Source organism: Bacillus sp. V3-13, from assembly GCF_002860165.1.
GTDB lineage: Bacteria > Bacillota > Bacilli > Bacillales > Cytobacillaceae > Bacillus_BJ.
Genome location: NZ_PGUZ01000010.1, coordinates 1 through 25,439, shown reverse-complemented (window position 1 = coordinate 25,439; position 25,439 = coordinate 1). Strand labels below are relative to the sequence as shown.

Annotated in this window: 25 protein-coding genes and 1 pseudogene; 8 read left to right on the top strand and 18 right to left on the bottom strand. The window is 40.1% G+C overall.

The window, feature by feature from the left end; genetic code table 11:
- Positions 1–51: 51 nt before the first annotated feature.
- The 8 genes from CU633_RS03805 to CU633_RS03765 all read right to left on the bottom strand — a co-directional run bounded on the left by CU633_RS03805 (position 52) and on the right by CU633_RS03765 (position 8,755).
- Positions 52–1,392 carry an FAD-dependent oxidoreductase gene (locus CU633_RS03805; protein ID WP_101658406.1) on the bottom strand — a complete coding sequence of 447 codons (1,341 nt, stop codon included), beginning with the start codon at positions 1,390–1,392 and terminating at the stop codon, positions 52–54.
- Between the two features lie 58 nt (positions 1,393–1,450).
- The gene (locus CU633_RS03800; protein WP_101658405.1) at positions 1,451–2,287 is read right to left on the bottom strand and encodes a carbohydrate ABC transporter permease; all 837 of its coding nucleotides are present in this window, start codon (positions 2,285–2,287) and stop codon (positions 1,451–1,453) included.
- Positions 2,277–3,209 (bottom strand): carbohydrate ABC transporter permease, encoded by a 933-nt coding sequence (locus tag CU633_RS03795; protein ID WP_101658487.1) that lies wholly within the window; start codon positions 3,207–3,209, stop codon positions 2,277–2,279. The genes CU633_RS03800 and CU633_RS03795 overlap by 11 nt, the downstream gene beginning before the upstream one ends.
- Positions 3,210–3,229: 20 nt before the next feature.
- Positions 3,230–3,922 carry a hypothetical protein gene (locus CU633_RS03790; RefSeq protein WP_101658404.1) on the bottom strand — a complete coding sequence of 231 codons (693 nt, stop codon included), beginning with the start codon at positions 3,920–3,922 and terminating at the stop codon, positions 3,230–3,232.
- A 62-nt stretch (positions 3,923–3,984) separates the two neighbouring features.
- Positions 3,985–5,262, bottom strand: a complete 1,278-nt coding sequence (locus CU633_RS03785; RefSeq protein ID WP_101658403.1) for an ABC transporter substrate-binding protein — start codon at positions 5,260–5,262, stop codon at positions 3,985–3,987.
- A gap of 99 nt (positions 5,263–5,361) precedes the next feature.
- Complete coding sequence (locus CU633_RS03780; RefSeq protein WP_257958481.1) at positions 5,362–6,054, bottom strand: response regulator transcription factor; 693 nt, start codon at positions 6,052–6,054, stop codon at positions 5,362–5,364.
- A complete protein-coding gene (locus CU633_RS03775) occupies positions 6,035–7,876 on the bottom strand; it encodes a sensor histidine kinase (protein ID WP_101658401.1) in 1,842 nt (613 codons plus the stop codon). The genes CU633_RS03780 and CU633_RS03775 overlap by 20 nt, the downstream gene beginning before the upstream one ends.
- 240 nt (positions 7,877–8,116) lie before the next feature.
- Positions 8,117–8,755 carry a spore coat protein gene (locus CU633_RS03765; protein ID WP_101658399.1) on the bottom strand — a complete coding sequence of 213 codons (639 nt, stop codon included), beginning with the start codon at positions 8,753–8,755 and terminating at the stop codon, positions 8,117–8,119.
- A 261-nt stretch (positions 8,756–9,016) separates the two neighbouring features.
- Here CU633_RS03765 and CU633_RS03760 point away from each other — a divergent pair, with 261 nt between their 5' ends.
- The gene (locus tag CU633_RS03760) at positions 9,017–9,583 is read left to right on the top strand and encodes an FAD-dependent oxidoreductase (protein WP_101658398.1); all 567 of its coding nucleotides are present in this window, start codon (positions 9,017–9,019) and stop codon (positions 9,581–9,583) included.
- A 206-nt stretch (positions 9,584–9,789) separates the two neighbouring features.
- Here the strand turns inward: CU633_RS03760 and trhO are convergent, their stop codons facing one another.
- The 3 genes from trhO to CU633_RS03745 form a co-directional block, all read right to left on the bottom strand.
- Complete coding sequence (trhO, locus tag CU633_RS03755; RefSeq protein WP_101658397.1) at positions 9,790–10,761, bottom strand: oxygen-dependent tRNA uridine(34) hydroxylase TrhO; 972 nt, start codon at positions 10,759–10,761, stop codon at positions 9,790–9,792.
- 204 nt (positions 10,762–10,965) lie between these two features.
- A complete protein-coding gene (locus tag CU633_RS03750; RefSeq protein ID WP_101658396.1) occupies positions 10,966–13,089 on the bottom strand; it encodes a heavy metal translocating P-type ATPase in 2,124 nt (707 codons plus the stop codon).
- Positions 13,064–13,465 carry an ArsR/SmtB family transcription factor gene (locus tag CU633_RS03745; protein ID WP_101658395.1) on the bottom strand — a complete coding sequence of 134 codons (402 nt, stop codon included), beginning with the start codon at positions 13,463–13,465 and terminating at the stop codon, positions 13,064–13,066. Before CU633_RS03745 ends, CU633_RS03750 begins: the two co-directional genes overlap by 26 nt.
- Positions 13,466–13,789: 324 nt before the next feature.
- Between CU633_RS03745 and CU633_RS03740 the strand changes: the two genes are divergently transcribed.
- Positions 13,790–14,065 (top strand): YqhV family protein, encoded by a 276-nt coding sequence (locus CU633_RS03740; protein WP_101658394.1) that lies wholly within the window; start codon positions 13,790–13,792, stop codon positions 14,063–14,065.
- An 84-nt stretch (positions 14,066–14,149) separates the two neighbouring features.
- Here CU633_RS03740 and CU633_RS03730 read toward each other — a convergent pair whose 3' ends face one another.
- Positions 14,150–14,335, bottom strand: a complete 186-nt coding sequence (locus CU633_RS03730) for a hypothetical protein (RefSeq protein ID WP_101658393.1) — start codon at positions 14,333–14,335, stop codon at positions 14,150–14,152.
- Positions 14,336–14,482: 147 nt separating this feature from the next.
- On the opposite strand from CU633_RS03730, the gene CU633_RS03725 reads away from it, so the two are divergent.
- Positions 14,483–14,983 (top strand): DUF3231 family protein, encoded by a 501-nt coding sequence (locus CU633_RS03725; protein WP_101658392.1) that lies wholly within the window; start codon positions 14,483–14,485, stop codon positions 14,981–14,983.
- Positions 14,984–15,022: 39 nt separating this feature from the next.
- Positions 15,023–16,264, top strand: coding sequence for an MFS transporter (locus CU633_RS03720; protein WP_101658486.1), 1,242 nt, complete (start codon positions 15,023–15,025; stop codon positions 16,262–16,264).
- 8 nt (positions 16,265–16,272) lie between these two features.
- Here CU633_RS03720 and CU633_RS03715 read toward each other — a convergent pair whose 3' ends face one another.
- The 3 genes from CU633_RS03715 to CU633_RS03705 form a co-directional block, all read right to left on the bottom strand.
- Positions 16,273–16,884, bottom strand: a complete 612-nt coding sequence (locus CU633_RS03715; protein WP_101658391.1) for a YitT family protein — start codon at positions 16,882–16,884, stop codon at positions 16,273–16,275.
- Between the two features lie 207 nt (positions 16,885–17,091).
- Positions 17,092–18,060 carry a DMT family transporter gene (locus tag CU633_RS03710; RefSeq protein WP_101658390.1) on the bottom strand — a complete coding sequence of 323 codons (969 nt, stop codon included), beginning with the start codon at positions 18,058–18,060 and terminating at the stop codon, positions 17,092–17,094.
- Between the two features lie 225 nt (positions 18,061–18,285).
- Positions 18,286–19,224 (bottom strand): ring-cleaving dioxygenase, encoded by a 939-nt coding sequence (locus tag CU633_RS03705; RefSeq protein ID WP_101658389.1) that lies wholly within the window; start codon positions 19,222–19,224, stop codon positions 18,286–18,288.
- A gap of 363 nt (positions 19,225–19,587) precedes the next feature.
- Between CU633_RS03705 and CU633_RS03700 the strand changes: the two genes are divergently transcribed.
- A complete protein-coding gene (locus CU633_RS03700) occupies positions 19,588–20,193 on the top strand; it encodes a YitT family protein (RefSeq protein ID WP_101658388.1) in 606 nt (201 codons plus the stop codon).
- A gap of 184 nt (positions 20,194–20,377) precedes the next feature.
- The gene (locus CU633_RS03695; protein WP_101658387.1) at positions 20,378–20,746 is read left to right on the top strand and encodes a hypothetical protein; all 369 of its coding nucleotides are present in this window, start codon (positions 20,378–20,380) and stop codon (positions 20,744–20,746) included.
- 282 nt (positions 20,747–21,028) lie between these two features.
- Here the strand turns inward: CU633_RS03695 and CU633_RS03690 are convergent, their stop codons facing one another.
- Together CU633_RS03690 and CU633_RS03685 are read right to left on the bottom strand one after the other, a co-directional pair.
- Positions 21,029–21,778, bottom strand: coding sequence for an exodeoxyribonuclease III (locus CU633_RS03690; protein WP_101658386.1), 750 nt, complete (start codon positions 21,776–21,778; stop codon positions 21,029–21,031).
- 131 nt (positions 21,779–21,909) lie between these two features.
- On the bottom strand, positions 21,910–22,134 hold the full coding sequence (locus CU633_RS03685; protein ID WP_101658385.1) for a hypothetical protein: 225 nt from the start codon (positions 22,132–22,134) through the stop codon (positions 21,910–21,912).
- A 44-nt stretch (positions 22,135–22,178) separates the two neighbouring features.
- On the opposite strand from CU633_RS03685, the pseudogene CU633_RS03680 reads away from it, so the two are divergent.
- Positions 22,179–22,355 (top strand): annotated as a pseudogene (locus tag CU633_RS03680) (butanediol dehydrogenase); the annotation flags it as partial.
- A 75-nt stretch (positions 22,356–22,430) separates the two neighbouring features.
- Here the strand turns inward: CU633_RS03680 and dacB are convergent.
- Positions 22,431–23,915, bottom strand: coding sequence for a D-alanyl-D-alanine carboxypeptidase/D-alanyl-D-alanine endopeptidase (gene dacB / locus CU633_RS03675; protein ID WP_101658384.1), 1,485 nt, complete (start codon positions 23,913–23,915; stop codon positions 22,431–22,433).
- Between the two features lie 270 nt (positions 23,916–24,185).
- On the opposite strand from dacB, the gene CU633_RS03670 reads away from it, so the two are divergent.
- A partial coding sequence (locus CU633_RS03670; protein ID WP_142383390.1) for a DUF4158 domain-containing protein occupies positions 24,186–25,439 on the top strand: 1,254 nt, incomplete at its 3' end.

Here is a 25,439-nt window from a genome sequence, read left to right as displayed (position 1 = left end):
TCTTTTGACAACTGCAAAACATATATTGCTCTGAGTTAAATTTGTACCATATTATAGAACCACTCCGTTCTCTATTAAATAATTCCGAAGCCTTGTAATATCCAGATCCCGTGGAGATACATTGTCAATAATCGAAAGAGCTGCTGCAGTTCCAGCTGCTTGCCCGGTTGCCATACAGCTGGGAGAAAGTCTTGTCGTTGCAAGAGCTTCATGTGTCGTAGAAATGCATCTACCTCCCACTAATAAATTGTCAATGATTTTCGGTACTAAACACCTGAATGGAATTCCATAGCTTCCATCCCCTTCTATGTCATTTGCCTGGACGCCCTTCCCGGTCGGATCATGAATATCAATTGGATAACCGCTAAGCGCAATCGTATCTCTATATTTTTTTCCTGTAATCGCATCCTCAAGTGTAAGAGTGTATAACCCTTCAATTCTTCGGGTCTCGCGGATGCCAATTTGCGATCCTACTGCTGAAATTGATGCTTTTTCAAAACCGGGTATTTTATTTTGTAAAAACTCCGCCATCATTAATACTTGTTTTCTGCCTTCTTTTTCACCCTTTGATAAATCAAACACATCTGTTCCATCCAGCCCCTGAACACGGGTACAATTCACTAACACCTCGTCTTCTTCCGGCCCGGCAAAAAATAATACTTGGTCCCGGTTGATCGGTACCCCGGATGCGTTCCATTCTTTGTAGAAGCCTTGTACCCCTGTTAACGGAAGTACATCTAATTCAGCAATGGGCGTTTTCTTATAAAAGTTTTCCGGATTGGCCTTCATTGCTTCCTTCACTTTGGCGAGATCGACACCCCGCATCCGAAATTTCATCGTCATCGGTTGGGTTTTGTTATCGCTTTCTCTCCCTTTTAAACAAGGTGCGCCTGACAAATAAGCAATATCCGCGTCCCCTGTAGTATCAACGTATTGTTTAGCAGAAACGGGAATGGGCCCCGACTTTGTAGTTAAATGAATAGATGTGATCTTGCTGCCTTGCACTTCTACTTTATCTGCGAAACTATGAACGAGTACGTCAACTCCTGCTTCTTCCAGCATTTCTAGAGCTAAAAGCTTGTATTTTTCAGGATGATAGGGAGTAACTGTATGGGTAAACCCTACTGTATCGCGCAAATGGCCCGGGGAACCTCCACATGCCATTAACCGATCAACGATCTCCTGGGCAATCCCTTTAATGACCTGTTTACCAGACTGAGTATGAAAGGTCATCCATGGATAGACAAGTGCAATAGTCGACATGCCTCCTAAAAACCCATAACGTTCTGTCAGAAGCGTCGATGCACCTGCTCTTCCTGAAGCAATGGCCGCATTAATGCCTGCCGGACCGCCGCCTGCTACTACGACATCGTATTCTAGTACTTTATTCAAAAAAACACACCCTTTTATATATTTGAAGCACACTTTTTCAACTCTCTTTTACCAACAATCACTTCCCTCCAGTCATCGTTACACCTTCAATAAACTGCTTCTGGGCAAAGAAGAAGATGATTAATAACGGAACGGTTGCCATCACAGATGCACTCATTAATAATTCCCACCTTGTTCCAACCTCATCGGTAAATAAGGCCAGAGCCAGTGGCAAAGTCATCAGTTCCTTTGTGTTAATATAAATAAGCGGTTCATAGAATTCGTTCCAGCTAGTTAAGAATGTAAAAATCGTTAATGTTGCAATCGCTGGCCTGGCTAACGGAAGCATGATATTCCAATAAATCCGGAAATAAGAACAGCCGTCCAATTTTGCTGCTTCTTCAAGCTCTTTTGGCACCAACAGGAAGAATTGTCTCATGACAAACACCCCGAAAACCCCCGCCGGTCCTAAAATAGGAATTGTAATTAAAGGAACATGTGTGTTTATAAGCCCCAAGTCTCTCATGAATAAGAAAAGCGGAATAGTGATAACTTCAACAGGAATCATCATCGTACTAAGCAAGCAAAGAAATAAAATAGAGCTTCCACGAAATTTAAGTTTTGCAAATGCATACCCTGCAAGCGAACCTAAAAATATTGTTCCAATCGTCACTAAGACTGCAATATAAAAACTATTAAAATAAAAAAGGTGAAATGGTGTTGATTTTAATACTTCTAAATAGTTTTCCCAACGAAATGGATTCGGAATAAACTGAAACGAGAATATTTTAGTGGAGTCCTTAAATGATGTATTAATCATCCACAAAAATGGTACGATCATAATCAGTGAGATGATCGTTAATACGCCATAAAATGAAATACGCGCGAAAATTCCGTTTGTCTTTTTATTGTTCATGAAAAACCCACCTTCTTCTGGCCCACCATTGGATCAGAGTAAACAATAAAATAATCGCAAATAGCACGATGGCTATTGCAGATGCGTACCCAAAGTCAAACAATTTAAAGGCGTTTTCCCATATATAGTAAACAAGTACTTTTGTGTGATTACCCGGTCCCCCATTGGTCATTACATAGATTTGGCCGAATACCTTCATTGATCCAATTACCGTTAATATCAAGGTTAAAAAGACAGTTGGGGTAATCATTGGGAGTGTTACATGCCAAAATTGCCGCCACTTATTGGCACCATCCAAATAAGATGCTTCATATAGATTTTTGTCTACTTGCATCAATGCAGCCAGGAATAAAACCATATTTAAACCTACATTTTTCACTGCACTGACAAATATGACAGCTCCCATGGCAAGGTCGGGATCATACAACCATGCTGGCCCTTCCACTCCGAATACACGAAGGATTTGGTTGATGAACCCTTCATCGGTTCCAAACATATACTTCCAAATGATCGACCAGACGACAATCGATGTCATAACAGGGATAAAAATCGCGGTCCGGAATATACCCATTCCCGGTAAATTGCGTTGTAACAACATAGCTAAACAAAGAGCAAGAACAATGTTGATGGGCACAAGACCTGCTGAAAAAATAAGGGTATTCTTCAAAACGACTAAAAAATCCGGGTCATTTGCCAAACGTCGGTAATTTTCTGTTCCTATAAAATTAGGATCTCCAAGCAGCTGCCAATCTGTGAAACTCATATATATCGAATAAACTAAAGGAAATAACATGACCAACACGAAGCCAAACACCATCGGACTGACAAATAAATAACCGTAAAACGCTTCACTTCCGACGAATTTCCGACGTTTTTTTATTTCTTTTTTTGCTGGCAAGTTTTCTTTTATTTCTATATTCATTTCCAACTCTCCCACCTCCTTTACAGCGAATCAATCGCATCCCTAAAAGAAGAAACGGCACTTTTTATACTTTCTTCTGTTTTCCCAACCACGATTGCTCCTAACATAACAGCCTTTACCCCTGCTTTGTATAATGACAGGATATCTGACGGTGCAAGCTTTCGTTGGGAAGGGACAAGGACAGGGATATCCGTATGTTGAACCAGCGAATTATAAGCGAGAATATCCCGGAAGGTCAGTGGACTTCCATATTCACTGCCCGGTATTATGGAAGCTTCAAGTGCCGTTACTCCAAGATGTGTTACTTCCCCTATGCCATCTGGAGAATAATCGCACGATATAGCAAACGTTTTTTCGAAATTGTTTAAATTCAGCATCCATGTTGGCATGTGATGCGCATAAATTGAAAAATAATTGAATCCTAATTCGGTTAACTGCTCCATTTCACTTGCAGTAATCGCTTCACAGGCACCACCAGGAACAATCCCAATCGGGCCGGAAAAACCACCTCTAATTTCGCGAAATTGATCTTGATAGACTTCAGTTGCATCAAAGCTGTTTCCCGAAGCCTGATGCTGAACATTTACATGCATTTTTATCGCATCAGCCCCTGCTTGAATGGCTGCTCTGGCGAGTATCGGATTATTCTCCGGAAGACTTGCGATCAATGAGATTTTTTTCTCATACAATAGATTTTGCAAAGAAGAATACATAAGTTCACCCCTCATTAAAAGGGAAGCGGTTAAGCCCTGTAAGGTTTAACCGCACCCATCTATTACTCCATCAAAGGATTAATTTTTTCTTCCATCCCTTTGAGTATCTCTTCCGGCTCTTTTAGCTCTCCAAACAATTCATCAAACCCAAATTGAATGGCACTATCTATCTTTTGCCAATTCGTGTGGCCGGCTTGCAGTCGTGCGTTATCCATTTCATCTAAAACGGCTTTTTGAATGCTTTCCTTTGGTGGATTATTTGGTTGGTTGATGAATTCATCAGAAGCAAGGACGGACTCACGCGGCGGGACAAAAAAGGTCGAAGTAGCTTTAATGCCTTCCTCACTTGTAAAGAATTTAAGAAGCTCTTTCGCTTCTTCTGGATGCTTTGATCCTTTGAAGACTGAATAACCCGCCTGGCCTAACATCGGAAATCTGCCTTCCGGTCCTTCCGGAAGCGGTGCAATATCAAATGTAAAGTCTTTTACTTCACGGGCGCGGGAAACATAGCTGTATACGTCAAAGAACATACCTATTTTTCCTGATTCAAAGCTAACCTGCTCACCAGCTTTCGGATGAGATTTATCAGTAAACATCATCCGGTCGAGCATTTTTAGTGACTCAACTCCCTCAGGGCTATTCCATGTAAATTTTGTTTGGTCTTTATTGAACAAGTCTCCACCATAGCTCCATGTATGCGATAAAAGGGCAATCCATGTATTCCAGTCGCGGAACAGGTTTGCACCGTATACTCCATCAGAAGAGATTGCTTTCGCTGATTTCTCAAACTGTTCCCATGTCCACGTTCCTGCTTCAACATGTTCATTAGGAGTTTTTTCGCCTGCATTTACAAACAAATCTTTGTTATAAAAAAGAACCATTGGCGGAGTTGAAAATGGTATTCCATATAAATGATCATCTTTCTCAAACAATTCCAACGTAGTTGGGAAGAAATCATCTATGTTGTATTCCTGGTCCTTTTTAAAGGATGAGACGTCTTCTAAAATATCATTATCCATAAATTGTGGTACCATGCGTTCTGCGACCCAGCCAACATCAGGCAGCTCTCTTCCGGCAGCTAAGACTGTAATTTTTTGCTGGTAATCTGGAAATGGCACACTCTCCATTTTCACTTTTATGTTTGGGTGTTTTTCATTAAATTTTTTGATTAATCCGTTATATACTTCTTGATGCGCTTCATTTCCCCACATCATAAATGTTAATTCCACATTTTCGTCTTTCGGAACACCGTTTTTTGCATTCGATTCTTCACTTTTGTTGCAGGCTGATGTAAACGCTATCAAAAAAATACTTAAAAAAAAGATTCCCAATTTTTTCACTTTTTATGACCTCCCTTTGGTTTCATTTTAAGGAATTATCGCCATCTAAAATATCCTCTGAAAGGAAGAAAAAGTTCGTTAATCATAGATTTTTAGCGATTAAGAAAATTTGCGGTACTGTACGGGAGTCATGCCCACTTCTTGTTTAAACATAGTCATAAAGTGTTTCGGGCTTTTATAACCGGATAATTGGGCAACCTCATATACCTTTAATTGGGTTTCCTTTAATAGTTTTTTTGCGCGTTTTAACCTTTCCTCAGTCACATATTCTGTAAAGGTTTGGTTGAGTTCGGTTCTAAATAACTGACCGATATACTGAGGATGGAGATCCACATACTCTGCAATATGCTTTAATGTCATCTCCTTGCTCAAATGATCATCTATGTAGTGAAGGACTTTTTGAAATTGTTTAGATGTATCATAATGTTCAATTTCCCTCGTATTGAAAAGCTTCGAAATGGTTTCTGACAGTTCAGTTCGATTCACGGGCTTTAACAAGTAGTCTGTAACCCCATACCGTATTGCTGTTCTAGCATATTCAAAGTCGCTGTGACCGCTTAAAATGATAATCGGAATGTCTTCTGTCACTTGTCTCACCTTTGAAATAAATGAGAACCCGTCCAGTCCTCCCATTCGTATATCGGTAATAATTAAATGGGGCAACCGCTGGCGGATAAGAGATAAACCTTCTTCCCCGCTCTTTGCTTCTGCTACTTGAAAACCACCAAATACTTTTTCGAGAAGAACCTTCAGTCCCTGTCTAATAATTGTCTCATCTTCGACTATTAACACTTCTTTCAACTCCATCATTCTCCTTTCGTTGAATAGGCAAAGTCATATTTACACTAAAACCATTTTTCAGTTCACTGTGAATATTAATTCCATACTGTTTTCCATATAAAATTTTAATCCGTTCATTTACGTTCGGCAAAGCTATGCCATTATGTTTTTCCCATTTTGTTGCGATGGTGTTTTGCAAAGATTCCTTTAACTTTTTAAGTATGTGGCCATTAACACCTTTTCCGTTATCTGAAACACAAATTTGCAGTTCTTCATTACAGGCTCGTGCTTTAAGATGAATCAAACCGGCTTCTTCTCCTGCTATTCCATGGACAATGGAATTCTCAATCAGAGGCTGTAGCATTAGTTTTGGGATTAACACATTACGTAACATAGGATCGACATCTTCTCTGTACCGGAGGCTCTCCCCCATTCTTACTTGTTGAATGGTTATATAAGAATGAATAAAAGACAACTCTTCCTGCAACGTCACGATTTTCGCCGAATTATCAATCGTATATCGTAAGAGTTTTCCAAGAGAAGTTACCATATCGGAAACATCTAAATTTCCGTTTGTAATGGCAAGCATATTAATAGACTCCAAAGTGTTATAGAGGAAGTGTGGATTCATCTGGCTTTGAAGTGCCCTGATTTCGGCTTCCTTCTCTCGCAGACTAGTCCTGTAAACTTCTGATACAAGCCGGTCAATTTCATCTACCATATGGTTGAAGCCTTTGCCAAGCTGGCCTATTTCATCGTCTGAAAAACTTTCTACCCGTTTTGAAAGATTTCCTTTTTCCACTTCTGCCATTGCTTTTTGCAGTGTATGGATCGATCGCACTAAAGGCTTGGATAACACAAAACCTAAAATAAAGGAAATAGCAATACCACATAAAACTGCCAGGCATAATAATATCCGCAGCTGATTAACCTCACTTAAAATTTCAGTGCGGGGTGTAAGCATGATCACTTTTATTCCCGAGTAGTCGGAATCATTGTAAACCATCATATAGTCTATTCCGTCTATTGGGATCTTTGAATAGTTATCCATTTTAATCTCTTCGATTTTTGAGAGAAAGGGTCGAGCAATCATTTTATCTTCCTTATTTGGATAAATAAGCTGGTTATGATTGTCTAATATTAAGATATTACTTTTTGTATTTGTATTGCTGATAATCTCTTCGATTAATTCCTGTTTTAAATCTATTTTAATCATTCCGAGCGGCTTATTTGTAGACGGTTCTCTAATAAGCCTTGCTACTGAAAAAACCGCCAAGTTTTTATCCAAATAATAGTTTGGATGGTGAAGAGGAAGAATCACTCTTTCCCCGTCTGCTTTCTTGATTTGCTTTACCCAATCATTGCTTGTATCAAATACTTTCAACATAACGGTATTTGAATCCAAATTGCTAAATATTGTTCCATCATTGCCCATTATATGTATCCCTTTGATTTCGTTTCTCATATGAATCAGGCTGGAAATATACCGCCACATTTCAATCCTTTCATTCGCTGGAGGGAAAGAAGTATTTACACTTGGCGTGAGATGATTATTTAGAATGTTTAATACTTCCTGGTCATAAAGAGGCGATAATGAAATAATCTGCATTTCTTTTAAATATCGATCGATATTTCGATTAATTTGCTCTGCCAATTGGATTTGATATTCCTTGGCCTCTTTCTGGCTCGACCCGGCAAAATGGTAGTACGTTATACTTCCCAGAAAAATGGCAGTTAATAAGATTAATAGCGAAAAAACGAGAACAAGCTTCGTACGGTAAGGAAGAGAAAGTAATTTATTTTTCAGTGCATGTTTCCATAATTGTTTTGTCATGAAATTCCCTTTCTTCGAAAATAGGATAATAGTATTTTTTCTCTTTTAAATCGGTGAATCCTGCAAGAGGTCTAAAATAGCATATCTGTATACAAAGGCTTAATGATTTGGTCCTTTTGTTTACCGCAGTGGTCTTTATGGTCATATAAAAAATCCCCTCCCAGATAGATGTCTTGAGGATACCGAAATATGTCCTCTTTTTGCTTCTACCTGCAGGGGATAATCTGTCACTCTTTTTTTCTAATGAGAAACATTATTGTTCTGTGTTGGTGGCTGTCCCTGCCCAGGTTCGTACGCATTCAACATTGCTTGCATGTCTTGCGGCGCAAATTGTGGTACCTGGTAGTAGTGACGCTTGTTCTGGTAAATTGAAATTTCATAAGCCATCTCGATACAGTTTGGAATTGAGTCGGCGAGCACTCTGCGAACGACCGGATTGGTTGACTCCAATGCGGCCATCGTTTTTACTGTCGCCAGCGATTTTACCGCTCCCAGTAAAATGCTTGAAACGCTTTGTTCGTTAAATTCCGAAACGTTTTGTATCGGTTTAACTGGTTCTGTGGATTTTAGCCCATATACAAAATCATTATCCGGTTCCATTTTATAGCTTTGTGTCGGTTTGAAAGGGTTTCTTCCTGTTTTAAAGCAATCCAGTGTGATGTTGTATTCTTCCTGCATAAAACGATATTGGCGGTCAATAATATCGACCAGCTCCGGATCTTTTACAAATTGGCGAAGCAGCAGATAGGTGTTAAGAGCGTCAACGGTCCCTGATAAAACTTCGTGTACATCAAGTACTTCATGACCCCCATGATTCAGCTGCTGGGGAACATCCCCGATATGCATATTTTCATGCATTGGTTCTTGTTGATTTTCCATTTTTTAAGCCCCTCCTTATATGTGCTTACTGAGTTATTATTTTTCATTGCAGGCGGAATTATCCAAAACTGCAACAAAAAACACCTATGAATGTAAAGTGATTCCAACAAAAGTTTAGAGTTTTCCCAGTCAAAGGATGAGGCTGGTGGAATGTCAATCCAGTCAACTATGATTTTTATCTTGGTCCAAATTAATTGACATAAAATTTCATTTTATTTACGATGTTTTTGAATAAAACAGTTTATAAAGGATGTGGAGAAAATGTTTGACATCGCTATTATTGGAGCAGGACCGGCTGGAGCGAGCGCAGCTATTTTTTCGGCGAAAGCAGGCAAGAAAACGTTGGTGATTGACAACGATAAAGGGATGACAAAACGGGCATGGCTTGAAAACCACTATGGAGCAGAGGAAATATCCGGTCCGGACTTGATCGAGATTGGCAAAAAACAAGTGCAAAAATTTGGTGCTGAAATCGTGAATGGATCGGCAGTAAATTTGCAGAAAACTGAAGAAGGATTTGAAGTGCAAACTGAAAATGCTACATATACAGCCAGGCATGTAATTCTCGCAACTGGCCTCGCGCTCGACCTTGCAGAGAAAATCGGCGTTCATACAAAACCGGGAACAGAGCCAAGAATTAAAACAGTTCTGGATGCTGACCGGGACGGAAAGACAAATATTGAAGGAGTGTGGGCCGCCGGAACAGCTGCCGGAGTAAGCGTACACACCATTATTACTGCTGGTGACGGCGCCAAGGTGGCAATTAATATTATTAGTGAACTGAATGGAGAAAGATATGTAGACCATGATGTTCTGCAATCTAAATAATCGTGCATTTTTCCTTATGAAAAGAATTTAGCCGTTTCCACAAAAAAACCGCAAATCTGCGGTTTTTTTGTGTCAGTTTACATGTCGTCGCCAATAAAATTAACTTCAGTCCCCAATTCATTTATATCTTCCCCAATCTCTCATTGAAGCCCTATTATCGCCAAAATATCCTTTTAATGTTAAAAAGGATAAAAAAGAAAACTCTTTTATCCTAGTGTCACGCTATTTTTTTCATTAATTTTAGCTAATCTCAAGTTTACTTCTTCTTCTGTCAGATTATGTTCTTTAACATAAAGATTTCGCGGATGAACCCGGCATTCATGGCTGCAGCCACGCATATAAAAGTGTTCATTCTCTTCTGAACAGATGATTTGTTTATTGCATTCCGGATTAGCACAATTGACGTAACGTTCGCAAGGTTCGTTTGTAAAATAGTCCCTTCCGACAACGACATGCTCAACGCGGTTAACCGGGACACTAATCCTTTCATCAAATACATAACACTGCCCATCCCAGAGTTGTCCACGCACTTCAGGGTCTTTTCCGTAGGTTACAATGCCGCCGTGAAGCTGTGAAACATCTTCAAAGCCTTCTTTCAATAACCATCCGGAGAATTTTTCACAGCGGATCCCGCCGGTACAATAAGTTAAGATTTTTTTTCCTGCAAAGGCTTCTTTGTTTTGGCGGATCCACTCCGGCAGCTCCCGGAATGCTTTAATATCCGGTCTGATTGCGCCTCTGAAATGTCCCAGATCATATTCATAATCATTGCGGGCATCGATTACAACGGTATCATCAGATTGCATTTGCTCATAAAATTCCTTTGGACTGAGGTAGGTACCTGTTAATTCCGCAGGATTAACGTCATCTTCCAACCCGAGGTGCACAAGTTCCTCGCGATGGCGAACATGCATCTTTTTAAAAGCATGACCGCTTTCATCATCTATTTTGAAAACCATATCTGCAAAACGCGGATCCTGCTTCATCGCTTTCATATATGTTTCGGTCTGCTCAATCGTTCCGGAAACAGTCCCGTTAATACCCTCTTTAGCAACTAAAATACGTCCTTTTAAACCAATCTCTTTACAAAATTTCAAATGATCTATAGTAAATTGTTCCGGAGCTTCAATCGGAACATATTTGTAATAAAGTAAAACTCGATATGAGTGATTTTCCATTTTAAACACCACCTTACGTTTTTTCTCGACTAGTATAATATATAACGAACTTACTTATGTTAAAAAACATTAAATATTATACCAAAAAATTATCGTTCTGTTAAGAAAATTTTTATAAACAATGTAAAAATTCGATTTCAAATTTAGAAGGATATCATCAAACGGCTTTATTCAGGCTGAAATCAAATGTCCTCCTACCGGGTTTTATTTTACTCTTAAAAGCCGCAATGAGTTGGCAATCACAATTAAAGTGGCCCCCATGTCGGCAAAGATTGCCATCCATAGTGTTAACCAGCCTGGTATGATGAACAGTAAGGCTAACACTTTTAAACCTAAAGCGAATGTTATATTTTGCTTAATAATCCCAAGCGCTTTTCGGCTGAGTTGAATCGTATAAGGCAATTTAGTGAGATCATCTGCCATTAGCGCTATATCGGCCGTTTCCAAAGCTGTGTCTGTTCCGGCACCGCCCATCGCGATTCCGACAGTTGCCGATGCTAAGGCGGGAGCATCATTTATTCCATCTCCAACCATAGCAACCTTACCATATTTCTCTCTTAATGATTGAACAACTTCAAGTTTGTCCTGCGGCAACAATTCAGCGTTGACTTCAGTTAAGCCTGCCTGGTTGCCGATTGCCTGTCCGGTGGCTTCGTTATCCCCTGTTAACATGACCGTCTTTTGAATGCCTATTTCGTGTAATTTTCGAATCACATTTGCGCTGCTGCTCCTTACTTGATCAGCGACAGCAATCAATGCGATTACTTCTTCCTTTGTACCGATGAGCATCACTGTTTTCCCTTGTTTTTGCAGCCTGATTATTTCCTCTTCAACGGAAGCAGTCAAGTTCATCATCTCTTCAAATAATTTCGGGCTGCCTATATAATACGTGCACTCCTTAACGGTCGCTTTTGCGCCTCTACCAGTAATGGATTGAAAATTTTCCGCTGGATAGCCATCCGGAAAAACACCTTCTTCTTCAGCTTTGCGAAGAATGGCAGATGCCAATGGATGCTGGGAGAACTTTTCAATCGCCGTGGAAATCCCTAATATTTCGTTTTCATTCATGTCATTTAACACTTCGATATCGGTTACTTCCGGTCTTCCCTTTGTCAACGTTCCGGTTTTATCAAAAGCAATGACTTTTAATCGTCCTGCTTCTTCGAGGTGAATGCCGCCTTTGATCAATACGCCTTTTTTTGCGGCATTTCCGATCGCTGTGACGATCGCAACTGGAGTAGAAATGACGAGAGCACATGGACAACCGACGACGAGAACGGCCAAACCACGGTATACCCAATCAGACCAATCCCCTGCCATGAATAATGGAGGAACCATGGCGATAAATAATGCGATGGCCATAATGGCCGGGGTGTAGTATTTCGCGAATTTATCAACAAACGCCTGCGTTGGTGCACGTTCAGCCTGGGCTTCTTCGACCAGGTGAATGATCTTTGCAATGGTCGTATCGTCGACTCTTTTTGTTACTTTTACCTGTAACGATCCTTCTTCATTCAAGGTACCCGCATATACTTCATCTCCGGCTGTTTTTAAGACCGGAATAGATTCGCCTGTTATGGCTGCCTGGTTAATCGAAGATTGGCCGTCAACCACTTCGCCGTCCATAGCTAATTTTTGGCCCGGCTTGACGATTAGAATATCACTGACTTGAATATCCTCTACGTTCAATTCCATTTCCTGATTTCCTCGTTTGACCAACGCCTTTTTCGGGGCTACATCCATTAAAGAGCGAATCGATTGGCGGGCTTTATTCATTGAGTAACTTTCCAATGCTTCACTTAAGGCAAACAGGAAAACAACAACTGCTCCCTCACCCCATTCCCCAATTAGGGCAGCTCCAATAATTGCAATTGTCATTAACGTTTTCATATCAAACTGGAGCTTTACTAGATTTTTTAATCCGACTTTAAATAAATTGTAGCCTCCAATTAATATCGATAAAAGAAAAATGGAGATTGTAGCAGGATGGGCTTCTCCTATTGAATACATTGAAACATTACCAAAGATAAGGAAAAAGAGAGAAATGAATGTATTTCTATTTTCAGCATTCTTCCAAAAAGGTACTTTTTCCTGTTCGGCTCTCTGACGTTCAGGCAGTACTTTAATCCCGTCAAACGCGCCGGCTTCTTCGAGCTGGTCCACGGTGACATGTCCGTAGACCGTCACTTTTGAAGCCCCAAAGTTTAGTTGAACGTCGTTTACAGACTGGATATCACGAATATTTTTCTCGAATTTCGCTGCACAATTGGTGCATGAAAGGCCTTGTAAACGATAAGTGTGTTTATGATCCTCCAACGATTTCTCCATCTGCTGCACCTTCTTTTGAATGGATTAAAGCAATTGAAACGAGCTGATGTATATGTTCATCGGCTAACGAATAAAAAACCAGCTTTCCTTCTTTCCGATAGCCCGCCAGGCCCATTTTTCGCAATAACCGTAAATGGTGCGAAGCGGTTGCTGTTGTCGAGCCGATAATATTCGCGACATCACAAACGCATAATTCTTTTTCTATTGTTAAAGCATAAGCAATTTTAATTCTCGTTGAGTCGGATAATGCTTTAAAAAGTAATTCTACACCCCTTACCTCGTCCACTCGTTCCTTGACACGATTTACTTTATCTTCGTCAAAGCAAAACGTTTCGCAAGTATCATTAAGGGTTGGATCCAATGTCTTTTCGCTCATTTATTCCCACCTCATTCAAATGAATGTTTGAATATATATTTAGTTTATGACACGTTTACGGAATTGTCAAAGCTATATTCAAATAAACATTTGAATATATAATCATTTGTTTAACTGAAAATTCATTTAATTTCGGAGTCTGCAAATTGTTTATTGATCATTTGGGCACCAAAGTCGTTTTAAAATCATAATCGAATAAAAAAGCTGCCGATTTGTCATTTGTCATCGGCAGCTTTTTTATGATAACAAATTTTTAAATAACCTGTCCTTTCGTTTTCATATCCTGCATATAATGTGTTGAAATAAACCATCGGGAGGACACAAATGATTAATCTATTCGAAAAGGCCGTCATGGGAATGGCTCTTTTAAGATTGTTTTCAGGCAGTATTGAAATATTTGCGGCTTTTTTAATGCTGAAATTTAATGAAATAGAAAAAGCACTTATTATTAACAGTTCGCTTGCTTTGATCGGACCAATCGTCTTAATCGTTACAACGACAATCGGTCTTTTCGGGATAGCTCATAATATTTCTTTTGGGAAATTTATATGGATTTTTATTGGTGTCGCCTGCATTCTGTATGGCGTAAAGGGTAACTGAAAAAAAGGCTCAGTCCAGCTTTTTCTAAGGCCTTAACAAGTAAGTAATGTAAACTGGAGCCGTTCAAACTAACGGTCTTGTTCTTTAAATCGGCAATTGATTTGAGTGGACCGTTTTTCTGATAACCGATCTTTCTGTATCCCCTATCTGAGCTTTTTCCTTCCCCTCATTTGCATCTTCGTCTTTGCTGAAGCCGAAAAGAAGCATTCCCGTCATTAAAAAAAGCTTAAAAATAGAAATAAGCTCTTTGTTTTCATGCGAATGATCCACTCCTTTCTCTTTTCGGAAATACCTTTATGTCTTTTTTGGCCTATAGGCAAATGAAAAGCAGGTTCCTGTCTAATAATAAAATCAACGGACATAAATTGTTGTTATGTAGGTAAACTAAAGGACGATAAATAAAAGGGGGTAAATAACATGGGCATATTAAGTGGCAATCCGCAAGAGGAGCCTTTACATTCTGGTGAAGTCTTTAATCTTTGGTCACATCTGTATGGAACAAAAGGAACATTAGTAACATTGCAAGTATTAATAAATCACACAGGAGATCATGATTTAAAGGTCTTTTTAGAGGATTTGCAAGAAAATTGCCTTACACAAGAGGCGCAGCAGGTTGAAGCTGTTCTAAAAGAAACGGGCATTCGCCTCCCTCCCGCACCGCCGGACCGACCAAATGTAGAAGTGCAGGACATCCCGGCTGGAGCAAGGTTTAACGATCCGGAGGTCGCTGCTCTTGTCCAAAAAGAAATCATGGCCGGGCAGATTCTATGCAGCTATATTATGGGAATCTCCATTCGCGAAGATATAGGCGAAATGTACGGCGAGTTCCATACACAAAAAGCAGAGTATGCGACAAAACTATTAACAATAATAAAAGATAAAGGATGGCTTGTTCCCCCTCCTTTGCACATTAAATAATGTTCCAATTAATGTACTACAACACTGAAGGACGTGAAGATCGAAGTGGCTAAAAACAACGGCATGACCATTACGGCAATCGGTTCGATACCGCTGATTATGACATTGGGAAACTCGATGTTAATCCCGGTTTTCCCCGCAATGAAATCCGCTTTGAACCTTTCTCAATTGCAGACAAGTTTAACAATAACTGTTTTTTCTTCTGCTGCAGCGATTTCCATTCCGATTCTCGGCTATCTATCTGACCGGATTTCACGCAAGGCTATCATTATTCCTGCCTTAATCTTGTATGGGCTTGGCGGTTTGCTCGCAGGTTTTGCAGCTGCTTCTTTTCCGGCTCCATATATCTGGATCTTATTCGGCAGGATCTTGCAGGGAATCGGTGCTGCCGGGACTGCTCCACTTGCGATGGCATTAACCGGCGATTTATTTAAAGGAGGAGAACAAAGCCGTGTGCTCGGGATCGTTGAGGCGTCCAACGGATTGGGAAAGGTATTATCTCCTATTCTTGGATCGCTGCTTGGGCTAATTGTTTGGTACGCTGTATTTTTTGCGTTCCCGGCGATATGCTTTTTTTCTATTTTATTAACATGGATTTTTATCAAAGAGAAAAGAAACAGGCAAGCACCCCCTCCTTTGGGAAAATACGTGAGAGGTCTTTTAACCGTATTCAAGTTTGAAGGAAGATGGCTATTCACTACCTATCTGGCTGGAGGAACCGTGCTGTTTACTCTGTTCGGGATTCTCTTTTACTTGTCCGATTTATTGGAAAGCCAATACAAAATAGATGGTGTTGTGAAAGGTATGATTCTGGCGATACCACTGCTGGTTATGGTTACAACGTCATATATAACTGGCAGTAAAATCGGGAAAAATCTGGAGAAGATGAAAAAACTGGTGGTGTTAGGGTTTGGGCTAATGACGATATCTTATGCGTCTCTCATTTTTTTTGAAAAACTTGTGCCGTTTCTGGCAGTGTTAGTGGTAAGCAGCGTTGGTACAGGTTTGATCCTTCCGTGTGTTAACAGCATTATTACGGGAGCAGTCGGAAAGGAACGCAGAGGTTTTGTCACTTCCTTATACGGATCTGTCCGGTTCCTCGGTGTGGCGATTGGCCCGCCTGTTTTCACCCGCTTGATGGAATGGTCCAAAACCGGAATGTTTTTATCTATTGCTATCCTTACATTTATCGTGGGGCTGCTTGCCTTAACGATGATACATGTCGAAGGAAAAGACGGACATAAAAAGAAGGATACCCCTGTTCGCTATAAGTACGTTTAATGGCCCGCTTATTTTTTCCGCCAGCTGAAGGTATAGGCTTGGTAAAAATCAATCCCGCATACCAAATCGACCATTTTTGTTGAAATCCATTGGCTAACCAAGGCCAGTACAATAATTTTCCAATCAATAATCACAGCTGTAAGGATAAAAATACTGCAATTCATCAGAAATAAAGGTCTTCCGGGAAGGGTATTCCGCGCATTCGAGATAATCAGGGCGATAACGCCGACTCCACCGTTGGAGACACCTTGACGCAGTAAAAGCCCTGCTCCGGTCCCTAATAAAATCGATCCCAGTAAGAGGTCAACTACCAGGGTCCGGTTGGGGATTTGAAAACTATGCTGAAAAAAGTAAATGGAAAAGGATGTGATGCTGATCCCGGCCATCGTCCATAAGGCGCATCGATTACCCAGATATTTGATCGCAAGTACCAGTGCCGAGAAATTTGTAAGCCAAAGAGAAAACCCGATGTTCATTGTGAACAAATAATTTAACAACACGGCGATCCCCCCTGCTCCCCCGGAAGGGATAGCATGGGGAAAAAGGAACACTCCCATTCCCAATCCTTGAATTGCGCCCCCGGCAAGTACTAGTCCACTTTTTCGAATGAATTTTTTCATTTGAATCATTCCTGACATCTATTTGGACTGATGATTATGCTGCACCTGTGGACAACTATCCCCATATCTTATTCGATTCCTTCTATAATATGATTAAAAAATATGATTAAAATTTAACCGGTTTTTTCATACTTAAATGAGATTTTCTTATTTTGCGTTTGCAAAAAAAAACTGGTCCCGTAACTGGAATCAGTTTTTTGAAAGTATTTAAATGCTAACTGCCTGCTTACGGTTTCCTGTACTTTTGTGAGATACATAACTGTGCAGAATCATTCCAAGGATGACTAAACAAATTCCTGTCCATGATAAAAGTGATGGAAAGTTAATTGATAAAAAGATTAGCTCCAATGCTAATGCAAAGAGAACCTCCATTGACTGGGTGGCTTCGACCGTAGCTAATTTTTGCATGTCTCCCCTCACCAAATCTGTTGCTTTGAAGAAAAGAGCCGTCGCGATGACGCCGGAGCAAATAGCAACCAAAACGGCTTGCAGCACTTGATCACTTCCTGGGAGGCCGACGGTAAATACACCGTAAAAAGAAAGCAAGAACCAGAAAGGCAAGCTGGCTAAAGTCATCCCTAACGCCCGTTGATAAGCGTCTAAACGCCCCTTGCTTATTTCCATCATTTTGCGGTTCCCCAATGGATATGCAAATGAAGCAATCATAACCGGGATGATCCCTAACAATAATGCGCCCAAAGAGATATGGCTTGTGTGTTCAAATTGCATAAGAGCGATTCCCACCAGAATGACCACTGACATGATAAGGCCTCTATAGGGAACTTTCCCTCTGATCTTGATCGGACCATTCTCCGTTTGAATCGTTTCAATAAATAACGGTGCCAATAATGACCCTGATATGATCGTGATTTGCCAGGTCCCTGCGATTAGCCAGCCGGGTGAATAGGCAGCAGCAAAGCATATTGGTGCATAAAATAATCCGAATCCGACAAAACTCCACAGCAGCCACGTTCGCGGCTGTTCCTTCATTACTTTTAAGAGCGGTAAAAGGTTTCGTCTAGCCAGGACGATTAATAAAAGAAGTGGAACCATAAAGATAAACCGCAGTGCTGCACTCCATATCCAGCTTCCGCCAGCCAATTCCATTGACCTGTTGAGAACAAATGTAACCGAAAAAAAGAATGCCGCAAAAACTCCTAATAAGATCGGGCGCAAGGTATCACCTCAGGTATGTGTTTTAATACTTCACCAAGGCTTGGCGAATTTTTCTTCAACCCAGCCTGGTTGTATTTTTTCATAAAACCAATATATTTCATTTAATATATTTTTTCAATATTCGTATTTTTTTCAAAGGGTAGTCTTTTAGATTTTTATTAGTGAGAATGTGATATAAGACCAAAAAGGCACCTATCATTAGGTGCCTGGTTTTTCAATATCCATTCAGTCTAATTCCCGTACTTTGACTGGTAGCAAAACGCGTTCAATCTTATCTCTTTGCGGTTCATACCATTCGGGAAGCATTAATTTTTCGCCCATTTTCTCTTTTGGCTCATCGAGGGCGAATCCCGGTGGATCAGTGGCAATTTCAAATAAGATTTCGCCATGTTCCCTGAAATAAATTGCATTAAAATAATTTCGTGGCTGTACCGGTGTTACCTGGTATCCGCCAGCTTCAATATGTTTTTTCCAATCCAATTGATCCTCGTCGTCATGTGCCCGCCAGGCAATATGATGAACCGTGCCGACACCCGTTGCTCCGTTGCCGGTGGAGGACAGTTTCAGATCGATTACGTTGCCAATTTCGCCTAAGGAGCGAAAACGGACAAAGTCACCTTCTTTTTTAACCTGTTCAAGACCCATCCGTTTTTCCAGAAGTTCAGCTGTTTTCTCAGGCCGGGCAGATAAAAGTGTTGCTCCAGCAAATCCTTTAATCGCAACGTCAGAATTTATCCCGCCAAAACTCCACGCATTGGCCTGGCCTTCTTTTCTTTCAACAATTTCCAAATGCAGTCCATGAGGATCATTAAATTGTAAATAATGCTCACCAAAGCGTTCTGACTTCTTAAAAGGAATTTCGAACTTTTCAAGCCGTTTTTCCCAAAAAGCGGTCGCGCCTTCTGGAACAGAGTATGAAGTAACACCAACCTGGCCATCTCCTGTTTTTCCTTTGTAAGCGTTTGGCCAAGGAAAAAACGTAATAATTGTTCCTGGTTTTCCTGCCCCGTCTCCAAAATAAAGATGATAGGTGCCTGGATCGTCAAAATTGATTGTCTTTTTAACCAATCGCAAGCCTAACACCCCTGCATAAAAATCAACATTTTCTTGAGGGTCGCCAACGATTGCTGTGATATGGTGAATCCCCACTGTATTTTTAGTCATCGTAGTTCTCTCCTTCACTTTTATTAATGGAATTAATTTATATGTTGTCCAATTACCTACTTCGGACGATTGGGAACTCGTAAATACGCCGGAAAGTTTCAAAAGTGATTTCTATATATTTCAAAATCAAATATCTCGAATTCGAGATAATATTAAAGCAGGAAATCCATTTTGTCAACACCCCTCTATTCAAAATAACATCTATCACTTTTCTCTTTTTTTTCATTGGAAGTATTTTTTTGGAACAACTTAAATATTTATATGTAGACAAGTCTTTACGCTTTTCCCCTTCTGGCTGCAAGGTTGTCCCACTGAAAAATACATTCTGCATATATTGTTCCAGGTGAACAATGGAAAAGCAAGGTGATCATTATCATTCATAAAATTGCGGCCATTTTTATTGGCAGCCTGTTAATAGGGATTGGAATTAATGGTTTTTTAATACCTCACCAATTGCTGGATGGAGGGATTGTAGGGATTGCCCTGATTCTCCATTATTATTTCAATACCCAGACCGGGATCTCGATGATTTTGTTAAGCATTCCCCTCTGTATGTATGCGTGGTTCAAGGAGAGGAATTATTTTATGAGCAGTTTTCAAGGCCTGATGGTTTCTTCATTTTTTATTGATTGGCTGGCACCATTACAAAGCCAATTTCCCCTGCCCATTTTTATTAGTTCAATTTTTGGCGGGATCATAATTGGAGTCGGAATCGGGATCATGCTCCGCTTCGAGGCAAGCACTGGCGGTACTGATTTATTGGCGCATATCATCTCGAAGGCAGCATCTATAAATATTGGACTTGTGATTTTTCTGATTGATGGATTTGTTGCCCTAATCGCTTTTAAAGCGTTAGGGGCCAGAAGCTTTGTCTTTTCAGTCATAACGATTGTTACTGTTGGAGCAGTAACCTCGTTGTTTGTTAAAAATAATTACCGTAATTATTTTTTTGGGCGCTATCATATTTAAGCATAAGCTTAAAAAGATGATAATAAGGCAACTTCCCAGTTCAGATTTGCTCGATTTTTTTGTGAAAAGTTACCCGAGTGGTAGTACTAAATCTTGTTCCATATTTTTATATTTTTGATGTGTTGAAATGATGTAACGTTTGAAATGATAGGTGAATAGTCTATTTTCGAGAGGAGGCATTAGAATGAACAATAATAATGAAAATGCTAATCCACTAAATGAGTGGGATGGAAATGATCAAGACCTTAGGGATGTAAGGAGCAGATGTGAAAGGTATAAGTGGTATCATGTAATTGGCCATTTAAACGACGGTTCAAGAGTTGAAGGGATTATTGAGGATACCGACAATGAAGGCGTAACGATGTTAGTTCCAGAAGAGGTTGATGAAAGTACAGGCGATTACAGACAATTTGGCGGGTATGACGATTACGGTTATGGCGGTTACCGGAGAAGATTTCGCCGTTTTCGCCGCCGCCGATTCCCGTATCCGTACTTCATTTTTCCATTTATCATCCCGTACCCTTACTACTACCCAAGACCTTACTATTATTGATTAAGGTAGCGATTTAAACGTTTCATAAAAAGAAGCAAGGATAAAATTATAAAAAATTATCCTTGCTTTTTATATAAGTATTTCTCTTTCATTCATTACAGCACAAAAGACCTTCGCCTGATTCAAGATTTGTTTTTAAGCTCAATAGCACCTTATCCCAGGCTTCGACATGCCACTGTTAGTTTCCCCTTTCTGAAAACATAAAATTATTAAAAAACAATAATTTAATTATATCAAAAAGAGAAAATCGAAAGTTCTCCTTGTTTGCTCTTTTCTTTATCGTTAAGCCAGCTTCAATACTACCGGACAATGATCGCTGCCCATTACATTACAATGGATTTCTGAGTCCTCAATCGAATCTGCCAATCTCTCAGAAACGATGAAATAGTCAATGCGCCAGCCGATATTGCGTTCCCGTACTTTGTTCATATACGACCACCATGTATAGGCACCTTCCTTGTCCGGGTATAAGGAACGGAATGTGTCGATAAAGCCGCTATTGAGCAAATCGGTCATTTTACCACGTTCTTCATCCGTAAATCCGGAATTGCCTTTGTTTGACTTCGGATTTTTCAAATCAATCTCGTTGTGGGCCACATTTAAGTCGCCGCAGAGTACGACCGGCTTGATTGTATCCAACTCGATCAAGTATTGGCGAATATGGTCTTCCCAATCGAGTCTCCTCTCAATTCTGGCCAGATCGCGCTGGGAATTCGGTGTATAAACATTCACTAAATAGAAGTCTTCAAACTCCAATGTGATGGCTCTGCCCTCGTCATCCAGAACATGGCCAATCCCATATTGTACAGATAGCGGCTCCACCTTTGAAAATATTGCAGTGCCTGAATACCCTTTTTTCGTGGCATAATTCCAATATTGACGATACCCTTCTAAATCCAGATTGATTTGACCTTCCTGCAGTTTCGTTTCCTGAACGCAGAATATATCCGCATTCACCTCTTTAAAATAGTCCAAAAATCCTTTTCCAGCACAGGCTCTTAAGCCATTCACATTCCAGGAAACCAATTTCATAAAAAAGTATTCTCCTCGCAGTATTCATTCTCTTATCTATTTTAATTGAAGTTGCAGGATAGATAAATTAATAAGATTGGCCACTGGAACTGTATTTAAGATAAGGGAGACAAATAAGCCTCCCCTTGCAATTATTCAAGAATCACGTCTGGATTGTAGCTATCCATGAAGCTGCCGACTACTTCTTCCAGGGAGTTATCGCCTTCCTGAACCTGAACGAGAACTTCATTTCTGTTTTCTACAGCTGTTACCTTTGCATCGTCGTCCATCCGGTTCATTCTTAATTGGATCCGCAAGTCATCCGCCACAGATTTAGCTTGAAATTGTTTGTCCAATAAATATCTGTAATTCCTCATTATCTTCTTCCTTTCACAGTTGCATTGTTAATCATTTCACTATCGGATTTATCATTGCATATCGTGACATCTTCCCGGCAGTTATGGAATTGATGAAACAGGGCTATTTTGCAGCCGAAAACCTTGTTACTGAACGGATCACACTTGATGAAATTGTTGACAAAGGCTTTAACGCCCTGATGAGAGAAAAAAATCAAGTAAAGATTTTAGTGAAACCTTAACCTGATTGGGTCTGTCGCACTTAGTTGCCGGCAGACCCTTTATATTATTGGCCTTTTCTTTTCAATCGAACACAGTTATTGATTGGCCAGTATTGCAGCAATCTTATCTTCGATTTCTTTTCCTTTTGAATCGTCGAGCAAATTATTTAAAACAATCGAAAAAATTAACGCTTCTCCGCTTTTCGTCTTAACATACCCCGATAGAGAGCTAACCGTGGAAATCGTGCCTGTTTTTGCTTTTACGTTTCCTTGAAGGGGTGGCGATTTCATGCGGCTTCGCAATGTTCCGCCTGCCATTCTGTCCGACGCACCGGCAACGGGCAATGAGTTCAGAAAAACTGAAAACCATTCTTGTCCCTGCACGGAATACAGCAGGCTGGAAAGCTCATTAGCCGGAGTCAAATTAACGTGCGATATTCCTGATCCGTCCCTTAAGACTAATGTTTCGGTATTGACCCCGTATTTCGGCAGCTCCGCTTCAATCACTTCGAGCCCTTTGTCCCAGCTGCCTTCACCCTTTACAATCTTCCCCATTTCCTTTACAAGCGTTTCAGCATGCCCATTGTTGCTTAATTTCATAAAAGGAATAAGCAGTTCAGATAGAGGCATTGATTGATGCGTTGCCAGCAGCTGCGGCGATTCAGGGGCGGCTCCCATTTTTACTTTTCCTGAAATTCGGATGCCATGGTTTAATAGCGACTGTTTAAATAAGTCCAACGCGTAACCGCTCGGCTCCCACACCGCTACCCATTCTCTCGATCTGCTTGCTTGAAGCGGGATTGTTCCTTCAATGGTAATCGTATTGGAGCCGTGTTCCCGTTCGATTTTGATCTCTTTTTTTCCGTCAGCGGGAACAGTTTTTGCAAGGTTTACAATCTGTACATAATCGGTTTGCGGTGTTAATGAAACCAATGGTTGGTCGCCATCGTGAACACCGGGATTTACATCGACAATCACGGTTCCGGCATCATAGTCTTGATTGGGAGATGCCGTTAACGCGGATACCTGTGCGCCGTAATATTCGGTTTCATCGCTCCATGATACATCTGTCGAGTAGCGGACATCATCATACCATGTATCATCCCCAATCAAATCACCAAGGATCATTTTAACACCGGATTGTTGCATTTCCTTCGCCATTTTGTCAAAGTCCGATTTCAATAGGGTTGGGTCTCCCTTTCCCTTTAAATAAAGATTTCCGAGCAGGATTTTCCCTTTTATTTTTCCATCAGTCAGCAATTCGGTTGTGAATTTATAGTCGGGTCCAAGTGTTGATAAGGCTGCGGCTGCTGTAAAAAGCTTCATGTTGGAGGCGGGTCTTAACCGGATATCGCCAATATGCTCGTAGATTATGTCGCCTGTAGAAGCGGAGCGTACACTGACACCTGCCAATGCACCTTTCAAGTTCGGATCATTATTTAAAAGTTCGTTCAGCTGCTGAACGAGCGTTCCCCCTTCTTCAGTTGCTTGAACAGGAGGTCCATTTTCATGAATGTAAGGGACAAAAGCCAGAACAAAGATCAACAGAATGCTTAGAATTATTTTCATTTTCTGTTTCATGAGCCATTACCACCTTCCATTTTGATACCTATAAATTTCTGTGTTGAAAGGTGTCTTTCCTTTATTTTCAATATGAGGAAATAGTCGTGATTTTTATGGGATACCATATTTTATACAGATATATGAAATCAAATTCACGCTATTTTTCGATTACTCCTTTAAGGCTTAGTGACAGGGTAGCTGCTCTAGACCGCAAAGTATTGTTTTCATCCTCTAATCAATAGATTACACTCAAATTAGTAATTACTTTAGATTAGGGGAAGAGAATTTATGAAACGAAATTGGAATGAAGACGAGCTTCTAGAACATTTTGCCGTACTACCTATTGAAAAGAAACTGATTGGAAATAAATCAGGAGCAAGTCGTTTAGGATTTGCAGTATTATTAAAGTACTTTCAACAAGAGGCTAGATTCCCATCCAAGAAACAAGATATTCCTAAGATCGTAGTTGAATATATAGCGCATCAATTGGAATTGTCTGCGGATCTTTTTGAGGAATATCGTTGGGGAGCAGAGGAAAGAAATTTTACTTACCATCGAAAGCAAATTAGGGAATTCTTCAGTTTTAGAGAACTTACGGCAAAGGACAATGGTCTTTTGACAGATTGGTTAAACGAACAAGTTCATTTTACACACGAGACTGACTATTTAAAAGGTCAGGCATACAGTCTGTTTCGCAAGTGGAAAGTCGAACCTCCTTCAAATGGAAGTTTAAAGCGAATGATTGATTCAGCCATTGATACTTTTGAAAGGAACTTATATGAATCGACTTATCAGCAGCTGTCTCCTAAGACTTATTCACGATTAGATGCGCTTCTGGAGTCTTTTGCTGATGAGGTATTAGCAGAAGGTTTTGAAGAAGGGTTTCATAAGGAAAAGGAATCAGATATTTTAACCTTTCGTCAACTTTTATCTTCTCCTAGCAAACCAAGTGTAAACACCATGGAAATGGAAGTTAAAAAATTGTTAGCAATTCGGCATCTACACATACCACCAAGATTATTTCATCATTTGACACCGAAATTAGTAAAGAAATATCGACTCCGTGCAAGTACAGAAACTGTAACGGAATTGCGTGCACACCCTGCACCCATTCGCTATACCCTTCTTACCCTTTTATTTTCGCATCGTCATGAGGAAGTCATTGATTATTTAGCAGATTTATTGGATGAAATTACGCTTAAATTCGGAAATAAGGCCAAAAATACAACCCGAAAGGAAGCAATAGAAGAATTAGAAAAAGTCCAAGGGAAAAATAAACATATTGTCAATTTATTAAAAGCAACCGTAGATCACCCGGAAGGGGTCATTCAAGATACTATATTCCCTATCGTTAGCTCTGATATGATTCGAGATATTATTAAGGACATGACAAAAAATAACCGGGAGTACAAAGGAAAAATATATACAAAAATGCATTCTTCTTACCAAGGGCATTATCGGAAGTCTCTTTCTAAAATCTTAAACAACCTTACTTTTCGCTCAAATAATCAATTTCATCAGCCGATTATTGAGGCTATCCAA